Below are 15,127 nucleotides of genomic sequence, written 5' to 3'. Positions count from 1 at the left end.
TTCACGCAACACACCACTCAAGCGTTTGCAGCACTATCCCCAATGGCGTCTAGCAGAAACAGCCGCGCCATTTCCCAATGCCGACGTACCGTGCGCTCGGTTACCCCGCGTGCCTTGGCTATGTCGACGAACGACAGTCCGCAGAAAAAATGCCACTCGACCAGTTGCGCCAATTCGACATCGCACGCTTGCAATTTAATCAAGCCTGCATCGACCGCGAGCAATTCGTCCAGCGCGCGATCCGGCTGCTCGATGTCATCGTTCAAGTCGGTGCGCGCGAAGCCTTGCCCGTGTCGGTCGGTGCGGCGGCGTTTTGCCAGATCGAGAATGACGTGGCGCATCGCCTGCGCGAGCAGATTGTAAAAATGCGTACTGCTGCTGAATTGATATGCTTCGCCGCGCGTGATCTTGATCCAGGCTTCATGCACCAGCGCAGTCGGGTTGACCGTGAGATTTCCCGCCGAGCGACGCACATGACCGCGCGCAATGCGCTTCAACTCGTCGTAGACAACAGTGAATAGCTGCTCTTGCGCGTTCGTATCGCCACGCTCATATGCTAACAAAAGCTCGGTCACTGCAGGCCGGTCGGCCATCCCCTATTACCCCATCAACACCGTGCGAAAAGTATAGCGCGTGACACGCGCGATTGTGTGCGTGGGTGAACATGGCGCGATCTCGCTTCATGTCTGCATTCCGCTCACGGGTCAAAGCTGTCCGCGAAGATGAGGTCGGACTGCAGTCGCACCATCGCGAAATCGTCGCTCTTCGGGTCGGCATTGTGATAGTAGCCGGTAAGCACCGGTCGGCTCGCGTCGAATGTTGCCGCCAGCGCGGCGCCTGCAGCCGGCCGATTGTTCTCGTCCGGAAAAGTGATCGTTACCATGTTCGACCCGCCGGGACGAAATGTCGGGTTGAGCGCGCACCGCGTGATGTTCGTGCGCGCGGGACAGGGCGATCCGCAATTCGGCGAGAAAACGCGGCGGCGGCTGCCGACGGGGCCGCAGGCCCAATAGCGGACGCTGACGAATGTCGGCAAGGGGTCGAGAGCAGCCCCTGCCCTGCCCCCGAGAACGCTCTCTAATCTCAGGGTTCCCCTGCCCCACAATGACGGCTATCGACGCGTTCGTCGGGAGTCGAGCTCACCCATCGACGTCATGATTCAGGCACCGTCCGATCAAAGTCAGTTGGCATCACAAGGCTCTAGGAGACGGTCAACATAAGTAAGGCCTTCCTCGGTGGGGCGAAATAGACCGTCGGCGTCAATTAAAGCGCCGTCAATCTGGATGTAAGGTTTGAGGGAACTTGTCTCCACGTTGCGCCAAGAAAGGACCCTCTCGACGATGATTCTTGAACCTTTAGGCAGATTGATTTGGCCAGACGAAAAAGCTCCTGGGACGTTCATAAAGTAGACGCGACCGTAGATATCGAGCGCTCCGCCGCGCCTCAGCTCGATGTGGGTTGGGTTGTAGTACTGAGTGCCGGCATCGACGCGCAGGCGAAAGCAATGGCCGACGACCGAGGCTCCTTGCGCGGTGTGCGACACGTCCACCGTATATCCCTTCGCCGTCCATGCGGCCAGCGGTAAACACCCACTAATCGACATAAGAACGATCGACATGAAAGAGAGCGTTGCCATAGTTATCCGTTTCAATTCAAACGTCCTTTATTAAATCCAAGCGTTGAGGTTACCTGGAAGGCGTCGACCTCGCGCTCGTTGAGGCTGTGAAGTCGCTTCAACAATACAAACCGATCGTTCTCTATTGGTGCTGTGAAAGTTCGCGTAAAAAAAATTAGACCGGCGCTTCGCCAAACCTGTTCGGTCCTGACGTACCATCGAGAAGCAAGCACAGGAGCAGGTTGACGACAACACCGACGACAGGCACGAACATGATCAGAGCGTACATGGCCGACCGGTTGGTGTCATGCCAGCGCTTGGCGGCGGATGCGAAAAATATCCACGTTGTGGTGAGCACATAGACTAACGCGACCATTGTTACCAGCGTGTTGCCCGTATCGAACATGGCCGGAAAAAGCAAAGCTACGCTGACCAGTTGCGCGGTATTTGCCGCCCAGAAGAAAAAGAATGTCTGCCTTTTGAATCGTCCGCCGGTGGCTAGGAGATGAAAGGGATTCATGGAATGAGCCTCGAAGCCTGCTATTTAAATTGAATACGAGTTTTGAAGACCAAATAGGATAGGCTCGCCAGATGATTTTGGAATCGAGCGACCTTCAAACCAACAAACTCTACCAATACGTAGACGCGACGTAACGCTTAAAACGAACACCGACTTAGCATTAGACAATTAAGGTGCTCGTCAAGGGCCTTCAGCTTTATCGGCACGGCGCAGCAGCCTTCTGTTCTCCAGCAGCCGAGACATTGCGGAAAAGGAGGTAGCGCGGTAGGAGAAATTGGCGCTTACCCCATTGCCACCTACTCGACCTTGTTCCTGTTCGGCAGGTAGCAGAAGTTGGTGTGGAATTTATAGACAGCCACGCGGAACGCCCTCTGGCTCCATTTGTGGATTTTCGGGTCGTCGCGCGAATCTGTCCGTGCATCTCAGGATCAGGGGACTACGCTTTTCCGACCGAGCATGCTGATCTGGCCGACACCCGCGTCGCGCAGCTTTTGCAGCAACTTTCCGCGACGATTCTTCATCGACCATTGCATCTCTTCGCCCGTAATCGTAACCGCGACCAGCAGTTGCATTTTTCCGTTCGGCAATTCGGCGCCGGTCGGCATTGGTGGTAGCGCCTTGGCGATGAGCACGTTGATCGGCCCTTCCGGGCCGACATCGATCTGCTCTTACTTCTCGACCTTGGAAAGCCATCCAGCGTCGTGGCCCATTTCCGAATTGACCGCCCACTGCAAGAAATTGATGGGCCACTTTTGGCTTTCGCGCGTGACTATCACCATTTCGTAACCGTAACCGGCCGCGTCGGTCGCCTTCGCTACGGCGGGCTTAGCCTCAACCATTCCTTGTGCATGCGTCGCACGTTTGCCATCGGATTGCAGCTCGAAATCCGTCATGCCCCGCGCTGTGGGCATATCCGGATTGGTGAAACCGAATGTGGTGTACAGCGCCAAACCAGCGCCGAGCTTGTGCGCAGGGATCTCGAACAGTCCGCCGCCCGGCCAGACGCCAGTCATGTTCAGCATCTTGATGATATCCGGCGGCAGCGGGCCCACCGCCGTCTCGAAATAGTGCTGGCGCGCGTCGTAGGTTTCTTGCCACAAGGCGTCTTCCATGTCGCCGGCATACACTGCCTGGGTAAACGACATAGTCAGAGTCACAAATGCGGCAGGAAGCGACAATGGGATGATCTCTTTGCGACGAAGCATCGTACGCGTAGTTGTCAGTGTCGCGCGCAGACAATCAAGCATAGGTGCGACACATTTGAAACAAAAACGTTCGGCGGCAGCGAATACTCGATCGCAACGCTCTGTGTTGACCAGGAGAACGCACTTTCCTTTCATCTCATTTCCTATTCGCAATCGTGCAAGCTTCCAGAGCACGCCGGACCCGGGGCGAGCAGGCATATCAGGGTGAGTCTGCGCATGGTTGGATCCGTGTTATCGACGCGACATCTGTATGACACGTCCGTGCTGCAACAACCTAACGTCGGCGAACGGTTGACCGAGCGGGCAGCCGATTGCGCAGCAGAATGCTTTCGTCAGGTCTCGACGCGAGAATTTCCGCCTGCGTTCAATACTCAACGTACGCCGGAGGACGAACCGAACAACGCTTCGGATTTGTGATTCAGGGCTTCGTTGTGGACTCGTCCAGCGCGCGCCGACTAGGAATCCGCGTCGAGCACCGCGATGCGCTGGCCCAGCTGCTGCGCCAGGCCGCGCAGCTTGTCGACCTGCCGCGCCTCAACCAGGCAGGCCGGATATTCGTCGGATTCCGTATCGAGCCAGACCGCGACCAGTTCGGCCGGCTGTAGGATCTGCTGGATCGCATCGGCGAAGCTCGAGGTGGCGCCATACTCGTCGCCGCGGCTCGCCAGCGGCTGCCAATCGAGCTCTGCGCCGCGACGCTGCGCCAGCATCTGCATCGCGGCGGCGAGATTGTCGGCTTGGTCCTTCCAATCGAAACTCCACAACGCGCCCCGCCGCTGCAAGCCGTCGACCAGTGCGAGCCAGAACGACACGCGCTCAGGTTCCTCGATGCCGCGCTGCAGGAGATCGTCCTCGAAGCGTTCGAAATACGTCGCGGGATCGTGAGCAGCAAGCAGCACTTCCTCGCATAAATCGGCGTCGTCGCAACCGAGCAGGGAGCACAGCGGAGCGAGCAATCGGGCTTCGATAGGCATGGCGGCGCGTTTGGCAATGGGAAGGACGGCGGCACTTGATAGCACGGACTCGCCGATGCGCATAGCCTTCGGCGTAGTTGCTGCGTGCTCGTGCCGCGGTCCGTGCGCGTCCTGATCCGAACGGAGCGCCGCTCGTGATGGCGGCGCCCCCTTCCGACCGTTGAGAAGGCGAATTGCAGCGCCGCTTATTCGAGGAAGGGTCGTGGCACACGGTTTGCGCAGGACGCGCAAACACGCCACTCCTGGACAGTTTCGTAGCCCTCGCCGCCAGGATCGTCCCTGCGAACGATGCACCCTTTGCCGTGTTTGGCGGGATCTTTGAGTTTGTTCGCGGGGCCGATGCGGGTATTTCCGCTTTCGGACGTGGCAGGGATCAAAAACGAGGGGACATTTTTGACCAACGATCTCACGACAGATTTTGCATACGTACACGCGAAGCGGCTATTGAAACCTCAGGTAGCCGATCCCCTGAGACGGCAAGGGTTGCGGATGCAACCTTGCGGCAGGAAATTGCATGTTCGCGCGACGCTATTGGACAAGCTGCTGAGCACTTCATCCAGACGCCGAGAGCCGGTGTTGTGCACGAAAGCGCCCGCAGGGTCAGAAGGCGTTCTCAAACTTCGCGAAATATGTACCCCTTTGTCCGGTCAATGCGCCTGCTGCTGCAGCAGTTGTTTCAAATGCTCGTTGCTTTCCAATGCCTGGATCTTCGCGTTGCCGAGTAGGCTCGCGTAGTCCCCCTCCTGAATGGCCTTGGCGATGGCCGGATCGTTCAGGACAGCCTGGATTTGCGGGTCGGACTGCAGGCTCATGATCGACTGCATGGCTGCCGGATCCTGCGCCAGGCGCGTCTGCAGTTGCTGAATTTCGTTGGCCAAGGCGCCGTCACGCGCCGGCGATTTGTCGGACGAACCTGCCGCATTCGAGACGTCGCCGCTGTACACGATGCGTACGATGTTCGATTGCGCGACATGCACGGTGCCGATGCTGGGCGAGAGCACTGTGTACACGCCATTCTCGATGCTCTGGATCTCGCCCTCGATGCGGCTACCGTCCTTGAGCTCGATCGTCGGAGACGCCAGCACGCCGTAGCTGAGGCTGAGCAACGCGGCAGCGAGGCAGGCTTGGAGCAACATTTTCATTGGCGCCACCCTTGGTCATCGGCTGGATAGGCATCCTACCCCTAGCGAAGGGGAATGGGACGAACGAGCGCGTTCTGCCGGGTCGATGTGCGCCCGCGCGCGGCGGCCGCTTCCGGCCAGAAGCGGACGTGCATTGATGCTCACCGCGGTGTCACAGCATGGATGGTTCGCACCCCTGGACCGCGCGGAGGATGCAGGTTTAGGGAGCTCCTGCCAGATCGGCGTGCGCCAAGTCCAGCAGGCCGCGGACGCACACCTGAGTGCGTTCAATCCTTTCAATGCGCCGCCAGACGTGCGGTCAGATCGATGGCGTAAGGCGAGTGCTGAGCTTTCAACAAGGGCTCGATTTGCATCCTCACCGCACGCGCTTCGTCGCTTTTCCCTTCTGCAAGAAGTGCGTTGGCCAGGGCGACCTGCACCTCAAGCACGCGCGGATCGCTGGCGGCATGCACGGGTTGGCGCACGGCCAGCGCTTCGCGCAGCAACGGCTCCGCTTCATTCGGACGGCCAAGCGCGAGTTTCGCTCGGGCGAGCGCGAACAATGGCTGCCCCAATCTGATGTTTCCTGCGGAAATCGCCGTGCGCGCCGCTGTCAAGGCGGTCGCCGCGATCGATTCAGCCTTTGCTGCGTCTCCTGCATCGAGTTTCGCCTCGCCAAGGATTGCCAGTAGATAGATGCGAATCGGACTTGGCTTTTCGCTCGGCTCCGGCAATGCGGCAAGTGCTTCGCTGATCTCCTGCACGGCTTCCGCGGGCCGATGATCCAGTCGCAAGACATTGCCCAGGGTTCCGCGATCGCGGTTCAGCCACTCCGATGACGGTGGTTCGTGCTTGCGCAGGATCCCGATCTCCTGCCGGAACACGGTTTGCGCGTCCGCATAGCGCCCCACCAACAAAAGAATGTTGCCGAGGTTGCGCAAGGCGTCGCAGCTGTCCCAGTCGGGCTCTGGTCCATGAATACCTTTCCACGCATCCAGCGACTTCCTCGCAGCCGCTTCAGCCTCCTCGAATTGCCCAAGCGCTGAATAGTCGCTGGCCAGAAAATTGTAAGCGTAGGCCATCTGCTCGGGACGCGTCTGACTCATTGCCTGTTCCACGCCAAGCAGTTGCAGGCGACCTTGCAACGCTTCCGCGAACCGGCCTTGGAGCTCGAGAACCCAGTACAGATTGGATCGCGCAACAACCGTTTCGCGATGATCGGGACCGAAGACCTGCTCAGCGATCGCTACCGCTTCGCGCAGGCATTCCTCTGCAGCGATAGAGTCGCCGCTGTGACCGAGTGCGGAAGCGAGCAATTCGAGTCCATTGACGACATCGCTGTGTACGCGGCCATGCACCGCGGTGGCAATATCGATTGCCTCACGGGCGGCGTTGATCGATTCACCATAGCGGGAGAGTTCCTTGAGTGCATTCGCGAGCATGGTCAAGTCATCGATGACGGCCTGACTGCGGTCACCGAATGCCAGGCGATCACTCGCCAGCACATCACTCAACAGGGGAACAGCTTTCTTGGCGTCGCCCCTGCCGACATGGGCATCGGCTATCGTCCTGCGTGCCTCCGACGCCTCGACGACACCGTCGCGACCGGCGCCTCGCGCCAATGCGAATGCCTCCTCCGCATGGGCAATCGCCAAATCGAACAAGTTCCTCTCGCGCTCGGTGCGCGCCAGCCAACGCAATGCACGTGCCTTGATGACGTCAGGCACCCGGGGATCGGCATTCTTGGAAACGGCTTGCTTCAGCAGCGCTTCCGCTTTCGCGTAGTCGCCGATACCCCAATAGAGATTCCCGATGAGGCCCGTCAACTCGGTTCGCGTAGCAATGCCGATCTCGCCGCCTCGCGCAAGCTGCCGCTCGCCCACCTCCAGCAACTGATGGGCCGTGATTGGCTTGTCCTTGCTCTGGTCGGGAGCCGCTTGCTCGAACACACCGACCAGGAACTGCTGCACCGCTTCGGATCGCTGCGCCTGCTCGCCCGCGATGCGCGCCTGGTGCAGACTGACGATCGCAGCCATCAGGCATGCGACGAACGCCAGCGCGGCAGCCGCCAACACGTAACGATTGCGTGCGGCGAACTTGCGAAACCGATACCAAGCGCTGTTACCGCACGCGGCGATCGGTCGCCCGTCGAGATAACGCCGAATGTCTGCGGCGAGCGCTTCCGCCGACGGATAGCGGCGTTGCGGTTCATGCGCCAGCGCAGCCAGCACGATGCGGTCGAGATCGCCTCGCAGCGCACGGCGGAGCGCATGGCCGGTCGTGCGATCGATAGCCATGCTCGGTGGAGCCGGCTCGGGGATTGCGTCTGCCGCGTTTGCACCTACGGGCATCGAGCGACACGGGCGCGTATCAGCGAGCAACTCGTAGAGCACAACACCAAGTGCGTAGACATCGGTCGCGGTCGTGATGGCACCGCCATTGAACTGTTCTGGTGCGGCGTAGTCGGGCGTCAGCAGGCGCGCGATCGTTTGCGTCGGCGCGGCCTCATCTGTCGCCGCTAGGACTTTCGCGATGCCGAAGTCAAGGAGCTTTGGCACGCCGTCGGCGGTGACGAAGATATTCGATGGCTTCAGGTCGCGGTGCACAACGAGATTCTGGTGCGCGTATTGCACACTCTCGCAGACGCCCAGGAACAGTTCGAGGCGCGCGCGAAGATCCAGTGTATGTTCGCGCGCGTACTCGGTGATTGGCATGCCCTCGACATATTCCATCACGAGGTAGGGCGCGCCATGCGCATCGACACCGCCGTCGATCAGGCGCGCGATGTTCGGATGCTCGAGGCGGGCGAGGATCTGGCGTTCCTGACGGAAGCGCTGCAGCAGACCTGGCGTCGGGTACGCGAGCTGCTTGACCGCACCACGCTGCTCGAATTCCCCGTCGCTGCGTTCGGCCAGCCAGACCTCGCCCATCCCGCCAGCACCAATCGAACGCAGGACGCGCCAAGAACCGAATTGATGTGGCGAAGCGGCTGCCGGCATCGGTGCGGACTCCGAGATGGCATCCGCGATCAGCGCCGGCGGCTTTTCCAGGAAGCGCGCGGCGCGCTCGTCGGCACGCAGCAGGCGTTCGAGTTCCGCGCGCAAGCCGTCTTCGCCTGCACAGGCCTCTGCGACCCAAGCGGCTCGCGCGTCCGGTGCAAGCTCAATTGCTTGCTCGAACAACTCTGCCAGACGTTGGCGGGCCATCGCATCCCTCCTCATCGGATTTCTCCTAGCCCAACTCGGGAGCGCGCCGCCTACGCCGGATGCAACGCGGCATAGAGCAAGGCTTTCGCCCGGCGCCAGTCGCGGTTCAGGGTACGCTCGCTGACCGCTTGCAGGGTCGCTATATCGCTGATGTTGAGCCCGGCGAAAAAACGCAGCTCGACCAGTTCGGCGAGACGTGGCTCGTCGTTGTCCAGCTGGGTCAGCGCACGATCCAGGCGCATCAATTCGTCCGGACCGAGTTCGGGATCGACGATTCCGGTCGCCTCGCTAAGTTCGACGACATGCAGGTTCTGCCCTCCGCGCTTCTCCGTGCTGCGCGCACGCGCATGATCGATCACGATCTGGCGCATCGCTTTCGCGGCCAGCGCGAAAAAATGCGCGCGACCGTGCAAGGGCCGCCCGTCCGGTTGTGCGAGCTTCAGGTAGGTCTCGTGCACCAGACCCGTGGTGTTCAGCGTGTGCCCGAACGACGACGCGAGCTGTTTGCGCGCGAGCAGCTTCAGCTCGGCGTAGACACGAGCGAATAACGCCTGTAGCGCGGTGGCGTCTCCGCTGCCGGCCGCTTCAATGAGTGCCGTGATCTCGCCCGTCACCATGTCCACCCTGAGCAACCGCTGGTGTGGAGTATAGACGCGCGCGCGCCACCTCACCGCGGTTCGACACATGCGGTGCGGTTCCACCGGCTCCCATCGCTCCGCTCCATCGAAGGCATCAGCACCATGGGAAAACGGGCGATGTCGGTTCGTCGCCTCGATTCCCGTATGAAGCCATACGAGTCATTCAACCAGGAACATCCCATGATCAAAAAATCGTCCTTATGGCTTGTCAGCCTGCTCACGCTTGGCAGCGCAAGCGCGTTTGCGGCCGATGGCGATCCTGACTCCACCTTTGGCTTCAGCGCGAGGGCGTACATTCCATGGGTACGCGGCACGCCAGATGCAGCGGACACCGTCGCAGTGCTGAGCCAGCCGGACGGCAAGGTGGTGCTGGTCGGTAACGTCAACGTCTATTCGGGGTTCAACGACCAGGACGGCAACCCAATCAACACCAACGGCATCGGCGTCACTCGTGAATTGCTCAACGGCCAGATGGATCCGAGCTTCGGCGGCAACGGGACGGGCTACTTCCTGATCTACAGCGACCCGCGCGACGACCACGTCATCCATGCGCGTGCGGCGACGCTCGATATCAACGGACGCATCCTGATTGCCGGCTACGACAGCGACCACAACGTCGGGCGGCAAAGCGCGGCGGTGTGGGCGGTCAAGCCGACCGGCTCAGCGCTCGATGCGAACTTCGGCAGCGGCGGCGAATACGTGCACGATCGTGGCGTGAACGGGTCCTCGGACACGCTGCTGTCGATCTACGCATCGAACGCGACCGACATCCAGACCGGAACATGGAACGGATACCTCGTGTCGGGAATCGTCAACAACAACGATGGCATCAACCAGGGGTATGTCTCGGGGCTCACCGCCACGGGCCACTATTTCGCAGAATACGCATTTCCCATTTCGGCGAATGGGGCGACGTGCGCCACGACCACGGCTGCCAGCCTGGCTTTCAAGACGGGAGGCCTTGCGGGCTCGCTTCTCTATGCCTCCGGCACGGCGGTCTGCGGCGGCCTTCACTTTGCGCACGTCGTGCGCATCAGAAACTGGGGCCCCGACCTGACCTTCGCAGGGACCGGCGTCAAAGTCTTCAGCTTCGGCGGTAACGGGAGTGATCCGGTGAACAGTCCGTCCGCCGCAACGTCCGTCGCCATCGATATTTTCGGTCGCGCTCTCGTTGGGGGCTATGTGTATTCCTCTGATTTGCGAACGCCCAAGGATATGGGAGTTGCACGCATCGGGGTCGGCGGTGATTTCGATACATCCTTCGCGGGCAACGGCTACACGACCTTCTCTTGGGGCAGTGCGGAATACACCTGGGTCAACAAAGTGCTGCTGCAATACGACGGCAAGATCCTGCTTGGCGGTAACGAAGTGCTGATGCTGCCCGGCGCCCCTCCAGCGGGCTTAGCTGCTCTGATGCGTCTCAATGATGACGGCAGTGCCGACAGCGGATTCGGCAATCGCTTCGGCGTGTCGGGCGCCAGCGACTACAACTTCCCGCTCCACGGCGGTTACAGCCCGATGCCACTCGTTTCATCAATGGACTTCACGGAGGGCGAAAACGTCCTGCTCGGTGGCTACGTGCAGGATCCCACCGCGTTGCAAAGCACCTATTTCTCGGTCATGCGCATCCGCAATGGCCCAATCCGGACTCCAGATCTGATTTTCCGGGACGGCTTCGAGTGAATTTCCAAGCCCTCGAACGATGGATCGTCCGCTGCGCGCCTTCTTGGAGCACGGTGCGACTTTGCATCCGCTTTCCCAGCGAGCCGTCGCTGTCCATGCTCAGCCGCCCGCCCCGCAATAGCCCGACAGAAAAGCCCAGATGCGTTGATACTGACTTCCGATGACATGGCCGCCGTCCTCGACCAGGATCAGCTGATACTTGCTGCAGCTCGGGCCGTGGCTAGTGAGGTCGTAACGGTTCGCCGAATGGCCATTCGCGACGTAGGTTTCCTCCAGCACGCCGTTGTCCACCCCGGAGGGGTTGTCACCGGCAAAGCAGCCGTTCCGCTGCGCCCACAGCTTCATCGGATAGAAGACGTCCCAGTCGAGATTCCAGTTGATCGGATCGTGGAACGTCGCGGTCGGCGGCGGAGCGACCACGGGGTCGTTGGTACCGTGCAGGTGCAGGATCGGTGTCGCGACGGAATGATGCTGCGGGCTCGAAACGTTTGCTTCGCAATCGACATCGCCAGCTTGGCAATAGAGCAGGCCCGCATGATGGCGGCAGCGGCGAATCGAAATTTCGTCGACGGACGCTGCAGCAGAAAATACGGCATGTATGCGCCGCGCGATTCGCCGCCGATATAGATGCGGTCCGGATCGACCGGCGTGCCGGCGATGCCGTCGGCGATCATCGCGTCGATGAGAGCACTGAGGAATTGCGAGTCCTGCGGTTGACCCGGCAGGTCATCGACCGCGTGCGTCCACGTTCCACCGATGCCGCTCGGCGTGACCAAGATCGCCGACACCGCGTCGGTGTACGGATAGAAGCCGCTGGCGTAGCCATTGCCGGAACCACCGTCCCCGTGCAGCCAGATCAGCACGGCGCGGCCGTGGCCGGGCGCTGCCGCCGGCGGAATGCGGTAATACCAGGTATGCACCTGGCCATCCGTCGTGGTCAGCATCGACGAACCCGAAACCACGGCTTGCAAGCCTGCGGTGTCGAAGCCATCAGCGAGATCGTCGCAGCCGACCAGCGCTGGCGCGCTCATCCCGCCAAGGCCGAGCAGAAGGAACGTGATCGCTACGAACACACGTGACGAAGCGCAGCTTGCGCGGTGCAGATACCGTGGTCCATTTGGCCTTGTGGCAGTCATCGCTGGTTTCCCCCATGCATCCACGTGGACGCCTCCATTCCATCAATACGCGAAATCGAAGCGAGACCCGACGTGGGCGATTGCGGCTAATGGCCTCGTCCTCTGCGATCGTCAGGGTATCGAGTAGCTCGTCCGGACTAGCGAGATAGGTCGCCAAGCGATCCGTGACGTGCTGCTCCAACGCCTCGGCCGGCAGGCGTCCCTGTTTGCGGTCATGCCCGACATCGTCCTGTTTGCGAGAGACGTAGTACCGGTAGCGCCGGCCACCCTTCGTTGTATGGACGGGTTCGTATCGCCGGCCAAGCTCGTCTGCGATCAAGCTCCGAAGAGGAATTCTCGGTCTAGGCCGAGAATTGAGCGTGCGTGTAATGGAGAGCGGGCACCTGTTGCCTTCCCCGATCGTTCCCTGCTCCCTCCCTGCTCGTGCGCGCCCATTGGTAGGGATCGCAGTTCGTCAGCTCGCACCGTGCCTCGGCCGCGAATACCCGTCGCTCATCGCAATCGAAATGACGAGCGCGCTGCCGATCCGCCATAGTCCGGCCCAAGCCACAGAGGCAAAACAATGCTGCAAAAGCAATCATTGGACTATGCTTGTGGAAGTGCAAGAGGGCGGATGCAGCACGAGTCAGATGAGCTTTGGCGACGGTGAGTAACAGGACGAGAGAAAATGACAATCGACACCATCGACGAGTCACAATGCAAAGCTGCTAGCGCCGCTGGATTCGCTCTTCTATTCGCGATAGCGATCGTGGTCATTGCGAACTTTGGCATCAGCTTTCGTCTCATCGTCCCGGGCAATGCTGCGGAAACCGCCCACAACATCATGGCAAACGAAACTCTGTTTCGAATCAACATCGCCTGCAATCTGATCTACGTTGCAAACGCCGGTGTGCTGCTCGCGGCGCTCTACGTGATCCTCAAGCCAGTGAATCGGAATCTTGCCTTGGTTGCGGCATTCTGCAGACTGGTCTATGCCCTGATGTGGGCTGTTACTGCGCTGAATATGCTTGGCGCTCTGCGGCTCATGGGTGGCGGTGCCTACTTGAGCGTCTTCGAGGCAGATCGATTGCAGGCCTTGGCAAGCCTGCACCTCCGCGCGAGCTACGACGCGTACTACGTTGGCTTGCCGTTCTGGGGATTGGCCTCCTCGGTTTGCAGCTACCTCTTGTTCAAGTCGCGGTATGTCCCGAGAGCCTTGTCTGCCTTCGGTGTGATCACCTCCGCGTGGTGCCTGATCTGCGCTTTCACTTTCCTCGTTTTTCCCCACTCCAACGAGACCGTTGACGCGTCCTGGTTCGACTCGCCCATGCTTATATTCGAAATGGCATTGGGACTTTGGCTTGTGTTCAAGGGATTGAGGCCGTCTGCGGTAATTCACGCTGCCCACTAACCAACGCCGCAGGATTGACAACATGATTCTTCAAGTCAGCCCGGAGAGTTCCGCATTGGTCCGGGGCGCGGCAGCGTTAGTTTTGATTCTCCACATCGGCGGCGGGAACGCAGCGATACTCTCCGGCGCCTCGGCATTGTCTGCTCGCAAAGGCTCGCCCCTGCGTCGGCGACACCGTTGATGTTTGCGAACGAGGCGGATAGACCATTCTGGAGACCCACATGACTCGCACTACGAACGCAAGAATCGCCGGCTTCACGTTCCTCTTCTACATAGCGGTCGGCATCCTCGGCATGGTGCTGTTCAACCCGGCAGCCGGTGTCGAGGGGACCGCCGCGAAGCTCGCGGCCATCGCCCAGCACGCGACAGACGTGCGCATCGGCATTTGTCTCAATCTGCTCTGTTGTTTTTCGGCGCTGGTGCTGGCCGTGACCTTGTACAGGATCACGCGCGACGAGGATCCCGATCTCGCCATGCTGGGCCTGACCTTTCGCGTCGGCGAGGGCGTGATCGGCGCGATCTTCGTGTTCGCGGACTTGGGACTGCTGTGGCTCGCGACGGCCGCCGGAGCCAATGCACCGGACCCCGCGGCAGCGCAAGCGCTCGGCGCGTTCTTTTTCAACGTCGGGGGCTGGAGCCCGACCATCGGCGCGACCTTCTTCGCCGTGGGCAGCACGATCTTCTCCTATCTTCTTCTGCGCGGCCGGATGGTCCCTGTCCCACTGGCCTGGCTCGGCGTACTTGCGTCGATCCTGCTCGTGGCGCTCCTTCCCGCACAGCTTGCCGGATTCGTCACGGGCCCGATACTCAACTTCATGTGGCTACCGATACTCGTATTCGAGCTGGCGCTCGCGTTGTGGCTGCTCATAAAAGGCGTTGCCATGCCGCGCCGGCGACTCGATGAGTCTTCCAAGGAAATACAAGCGCCACCCGTGGAGTCATAGGCTCCGCGATATCCGCTTCTGCCGTTCCTGCGAAACCGAGCGCGCAATACGGGCCATGCCTGCTATACCCGGCAACGCCGTGAACTCGAACGGCTGGTGCGGTGGCTATGCACCGAAATAGCTTCGAGTGTCATTTGCGCGTAGCCTTCCCCACAGAGGCCGTCATTTGGAAGGAGAATCCCAGCAGGGACTGACTGGAGGTTCTCATGCGCACGAGTCGCTTTACCGAATCGCAGATTGTTTCGATCCTGAAGGAAGCCGACAACGGCATCCCGATCAAGGACGTGGTGCGTGCACACGGGATCAGTGTGCCGACGTACTACAAATGGAAGTCCCGCTACGGTGGGATGGACGTGGCCGAACTGGCGCGGGTGCGTGAGCTGGAGCAGGAAAATGGCAAGCTCAAGCGGATGTATGCCGAGCTGGCGTTGGAGAACGCGGCGATCAAGGATCTGATCGCAAAAAAGCAGTGGGGCCATTGAGTCGTCGCGAAGTTGCGACGGCGTTGGTGGCTGACCACGGGTTGTCGATCCGGCGGGCATGCCGCATGGCGCGTGTGGCACAGCGGACGTGGTATCGGCGAGCGCGCGATCCGGTGGCCGGCGATACGGAAGTGATCGATGCGCTAGAGGGGCTGGTGACTCGGCATGGTCGCTGGGGATTTTGGAAGTGTTTCCGACGCCTACGGTTGGACG

General features: G+C 60.6%; 16 protein-coding genes. 4 read left to right on the top strand and 12 right to left on the bottom strand.

Features of this window, described 5'->3' with window-relative positions; genetic code table 11:
• Window positions 1-17: 17 nt before the first annotated feature.
• The 10 genes from ABD002_RS05100 to ABD002_RS05055 all read right to left on the bottom strand — a co-directional run bounded on the left by ABD002_RS05100 (window position 18) and on the right by ABD002_RS05055 (window position 9,258).
• Entirely contained in the window at window positions 18-593 is a 576-nt protein-coding gene (locus ABD002_RS05100) for an ECF-type sigma factor (RefSeq protein WP_343787850.1), read from the bottom strand.
• A 104-nt stretch (window positions 594-697) separates the two neighbouring features.
• Window positions 698-1,036 (bottom strand): hypothetical protein, encoded by a 339-nt coding sequence (locus tag ABD002_RS05095; protein ID WP_343787848.1) that lies wholly within the window; start codon window positions 1,034-1,036, stop codon window positions 698-700.
• A 144-nt stretch (window positions 1,037-1,180) separates the two neighbouring features.
• Complete coding sequence (locus ABD002_RS05090; protein ID WP_343787846.1) at window positions 1,181-1,636, bottom strand: hypothetical protein; 456 nt, start codon at window positions 1,634-1,636, stop codon at window positions 1,181-1,183.
• Between the two features lie 154 nt (window positions 1,637-1,790).
• Window positions 1,791-2,135: a DUF805 domain-containing protein gene (locus ABD002_RS05085; protein WP_343787844.1), complete on the bottom strand. Its 345-nt coding sequence runs from the start codon at window positions 2,133-2,135 to the stop codon at window positions 1,791-1,793.
• 428 nt (window positions 2,136-2,563) lie between these two features.
• On the bottom strand, window positions 2,564-2,767 hold the full coding sequence (locus tag ABD002_RS05080; protein WP_343787842.1) for a suppressor of fused domain protein: 204 nt from the start codon (window positions 2,765-2,767) through the stop codon (window positions 2,564-2,566).
• A 36-nt stretch (window positions 2,768-2,803) separates the two neighbouring features.
• A complete protein-coding gene (locus ABD002_RS05075) occupies window positions 2,804-3,340 on the bottom strand; it encodes a hypothetical protein (protein WP_343787840.1) in 537 nt (178 codons plus the stop codon).
• Between the two features lie 455 nt (window positions 3,341-3,795).
• Window positions 3,796-4,314 (bottom strand): DUF6630 family protein, encoded by a 519-nt coding sequence (locus ABD002_RS05070; RefSeq protein ID WP_343787838.1) that lies wholly within the window; start codon window positions 4,312-4,314, stop codon window positions 3,796-3,798.
• Window positions 4,315-4,961: 647 nt separating this feature from the next.
• Window positions 4,962-5,456: a hypothetical protein gene (locus ABD002_RS05065; RefSeq protein ID WP_343787836.1), complete on the bottom strand. Its 495-nt coding sequence runs from the start codon at window positions 5,454-5,456 to the stop codon at window positions 4,962-4,964.
• A gap of 275 nt (window positions 5,457-5,731) precedes the next feature.
• Window positions 5,732-8,434, bottom strand: coding sequence for a tetratricopeptide repeat protein (locus tag ABD002_RS05060; protein WP_343787834.1), 2,703 nt, complete (start codon window positions 8,432-8,434; stop codon window positions 5,732-5,734).
• Between the two features lie 257 nt (window positions 8,435-8,691).
• Window positions 8,692-9,258: an ECF-type sigma factor gene (locus ABD002_RS05055; protein ID WP_343788053.1), complete on the bottom strand. Its 567-nt coding sequence runs from the start codon at window positions 9,256-9,258 to the stop codon at window positions 8,692-8,694.
• Between the two features lie 201 nt (window positions 9,259-9,459).
• Here ABD002_RS05055 and ABD002_RS05050 point away from each other — a divergent pair, with 201 nt between their 5' ends.
• The gene (locus ABD002_RS05050; RefSeq protein ID WP_343787832.1) at window positions 9,460-10,962 is read left to right on the top strand and encodes a hypothetical protein; all 1,503 of its coding nucleotides are present in this window, start codon (window positions 9,460-9,462) and stop codon (window positions 10,960-10,962) included.
• 99 nt (window positions 10,963-11,061) lie between these two features.
• Here ABD002_RS05050 and ABD002_RS05045 read toward each other — a convergent pair whose 3' ends face one another.
• A complete protein-coding gene (locus tag ABD002_RS05045) occupies window positions 11,062-11,307 on the bottom strand; it encodes a hypothetical protein (RefSeq protein ID WP_343787830.1) in 246 nt (81 codons plus the stop codon).
• Window positions 11,304-12,035, bottom strand: coding sequence for an alpha/beta hydrolase family protein (locus ABD002_RS05040; RefSeq protein ID WP_343787828.1), 732 nt, complete (start codon window positions 12,033-12,035; stop codon window positions 11,304-11,306). Before ABD002_RS05040 ends, ABD002_RS05045 begins: the two co-directional genes overlap by 4 nt.
• A 730-nt stretch (window positions 12,036-12,765) precedes the next feature.
• Here ABD002_RS05040 and ABD002_RS05035 point away from each other — a divergent pair.
• From ABD002_RS05035 to ABD002_RS05025, 3 genes are all read left to right on the top strand, one after another.
• Window positions 12,766-13,488 (top strand): DUF4386 domain-containing protein, encoded by a 723-nt coding sequence (locus tag ABD002_RS05035; RefSeq protein ID WP_343787826.1) that lies wholly within the window; start codon window positions 12,766-12,768, stop codon window positions 13,486-13,488.
• A 221-nt stretch (window positions 13,489-13,709) separates the two neighbouring features.
• Window positions 13,710-14,432 carry a DUF4386 domain-containing protein gene (locus tag ABD002_RS05030; RefSeq protein WP_343787824.1) on the top strand — a complete coding sequence of 241 codons (723 nt, stop codon included), beginning with the start codon at window positions 13,710-13,712 and terminating at the stop codon, window positions 14,430-14,432.
• Window positions 14,433-14,638: 206 nt separating this feature from the next.
• Window positions 14,639-14,914, top strand: coding sequence for a transposase (locus ABD002_RS05025; protein WP_379989478.1), 276 nt, complete (start codon window positions 14,639-14,641; stop codon window positions 14,912-14,914).
• The last annotated feature ends 213 nt before the right edge of the window (window positions 14,915-15,127 follow it).

This window comes from Dokdonella soli (assembly GCF_039523175.1).
Classification (GTDB): domain Bacteria; phylum Pseudomonadota; class Gammaproteobacteria; order Xanthomonadales; family Rhodanobacteraceae; genus Dokdonella_A; species Dokdonella_A soli.
The sequence above is the reverse complement of the archived record's forward strand: the minus strand, read 5'-3'. Positions and strand labels throughout refer to the sequence as shown.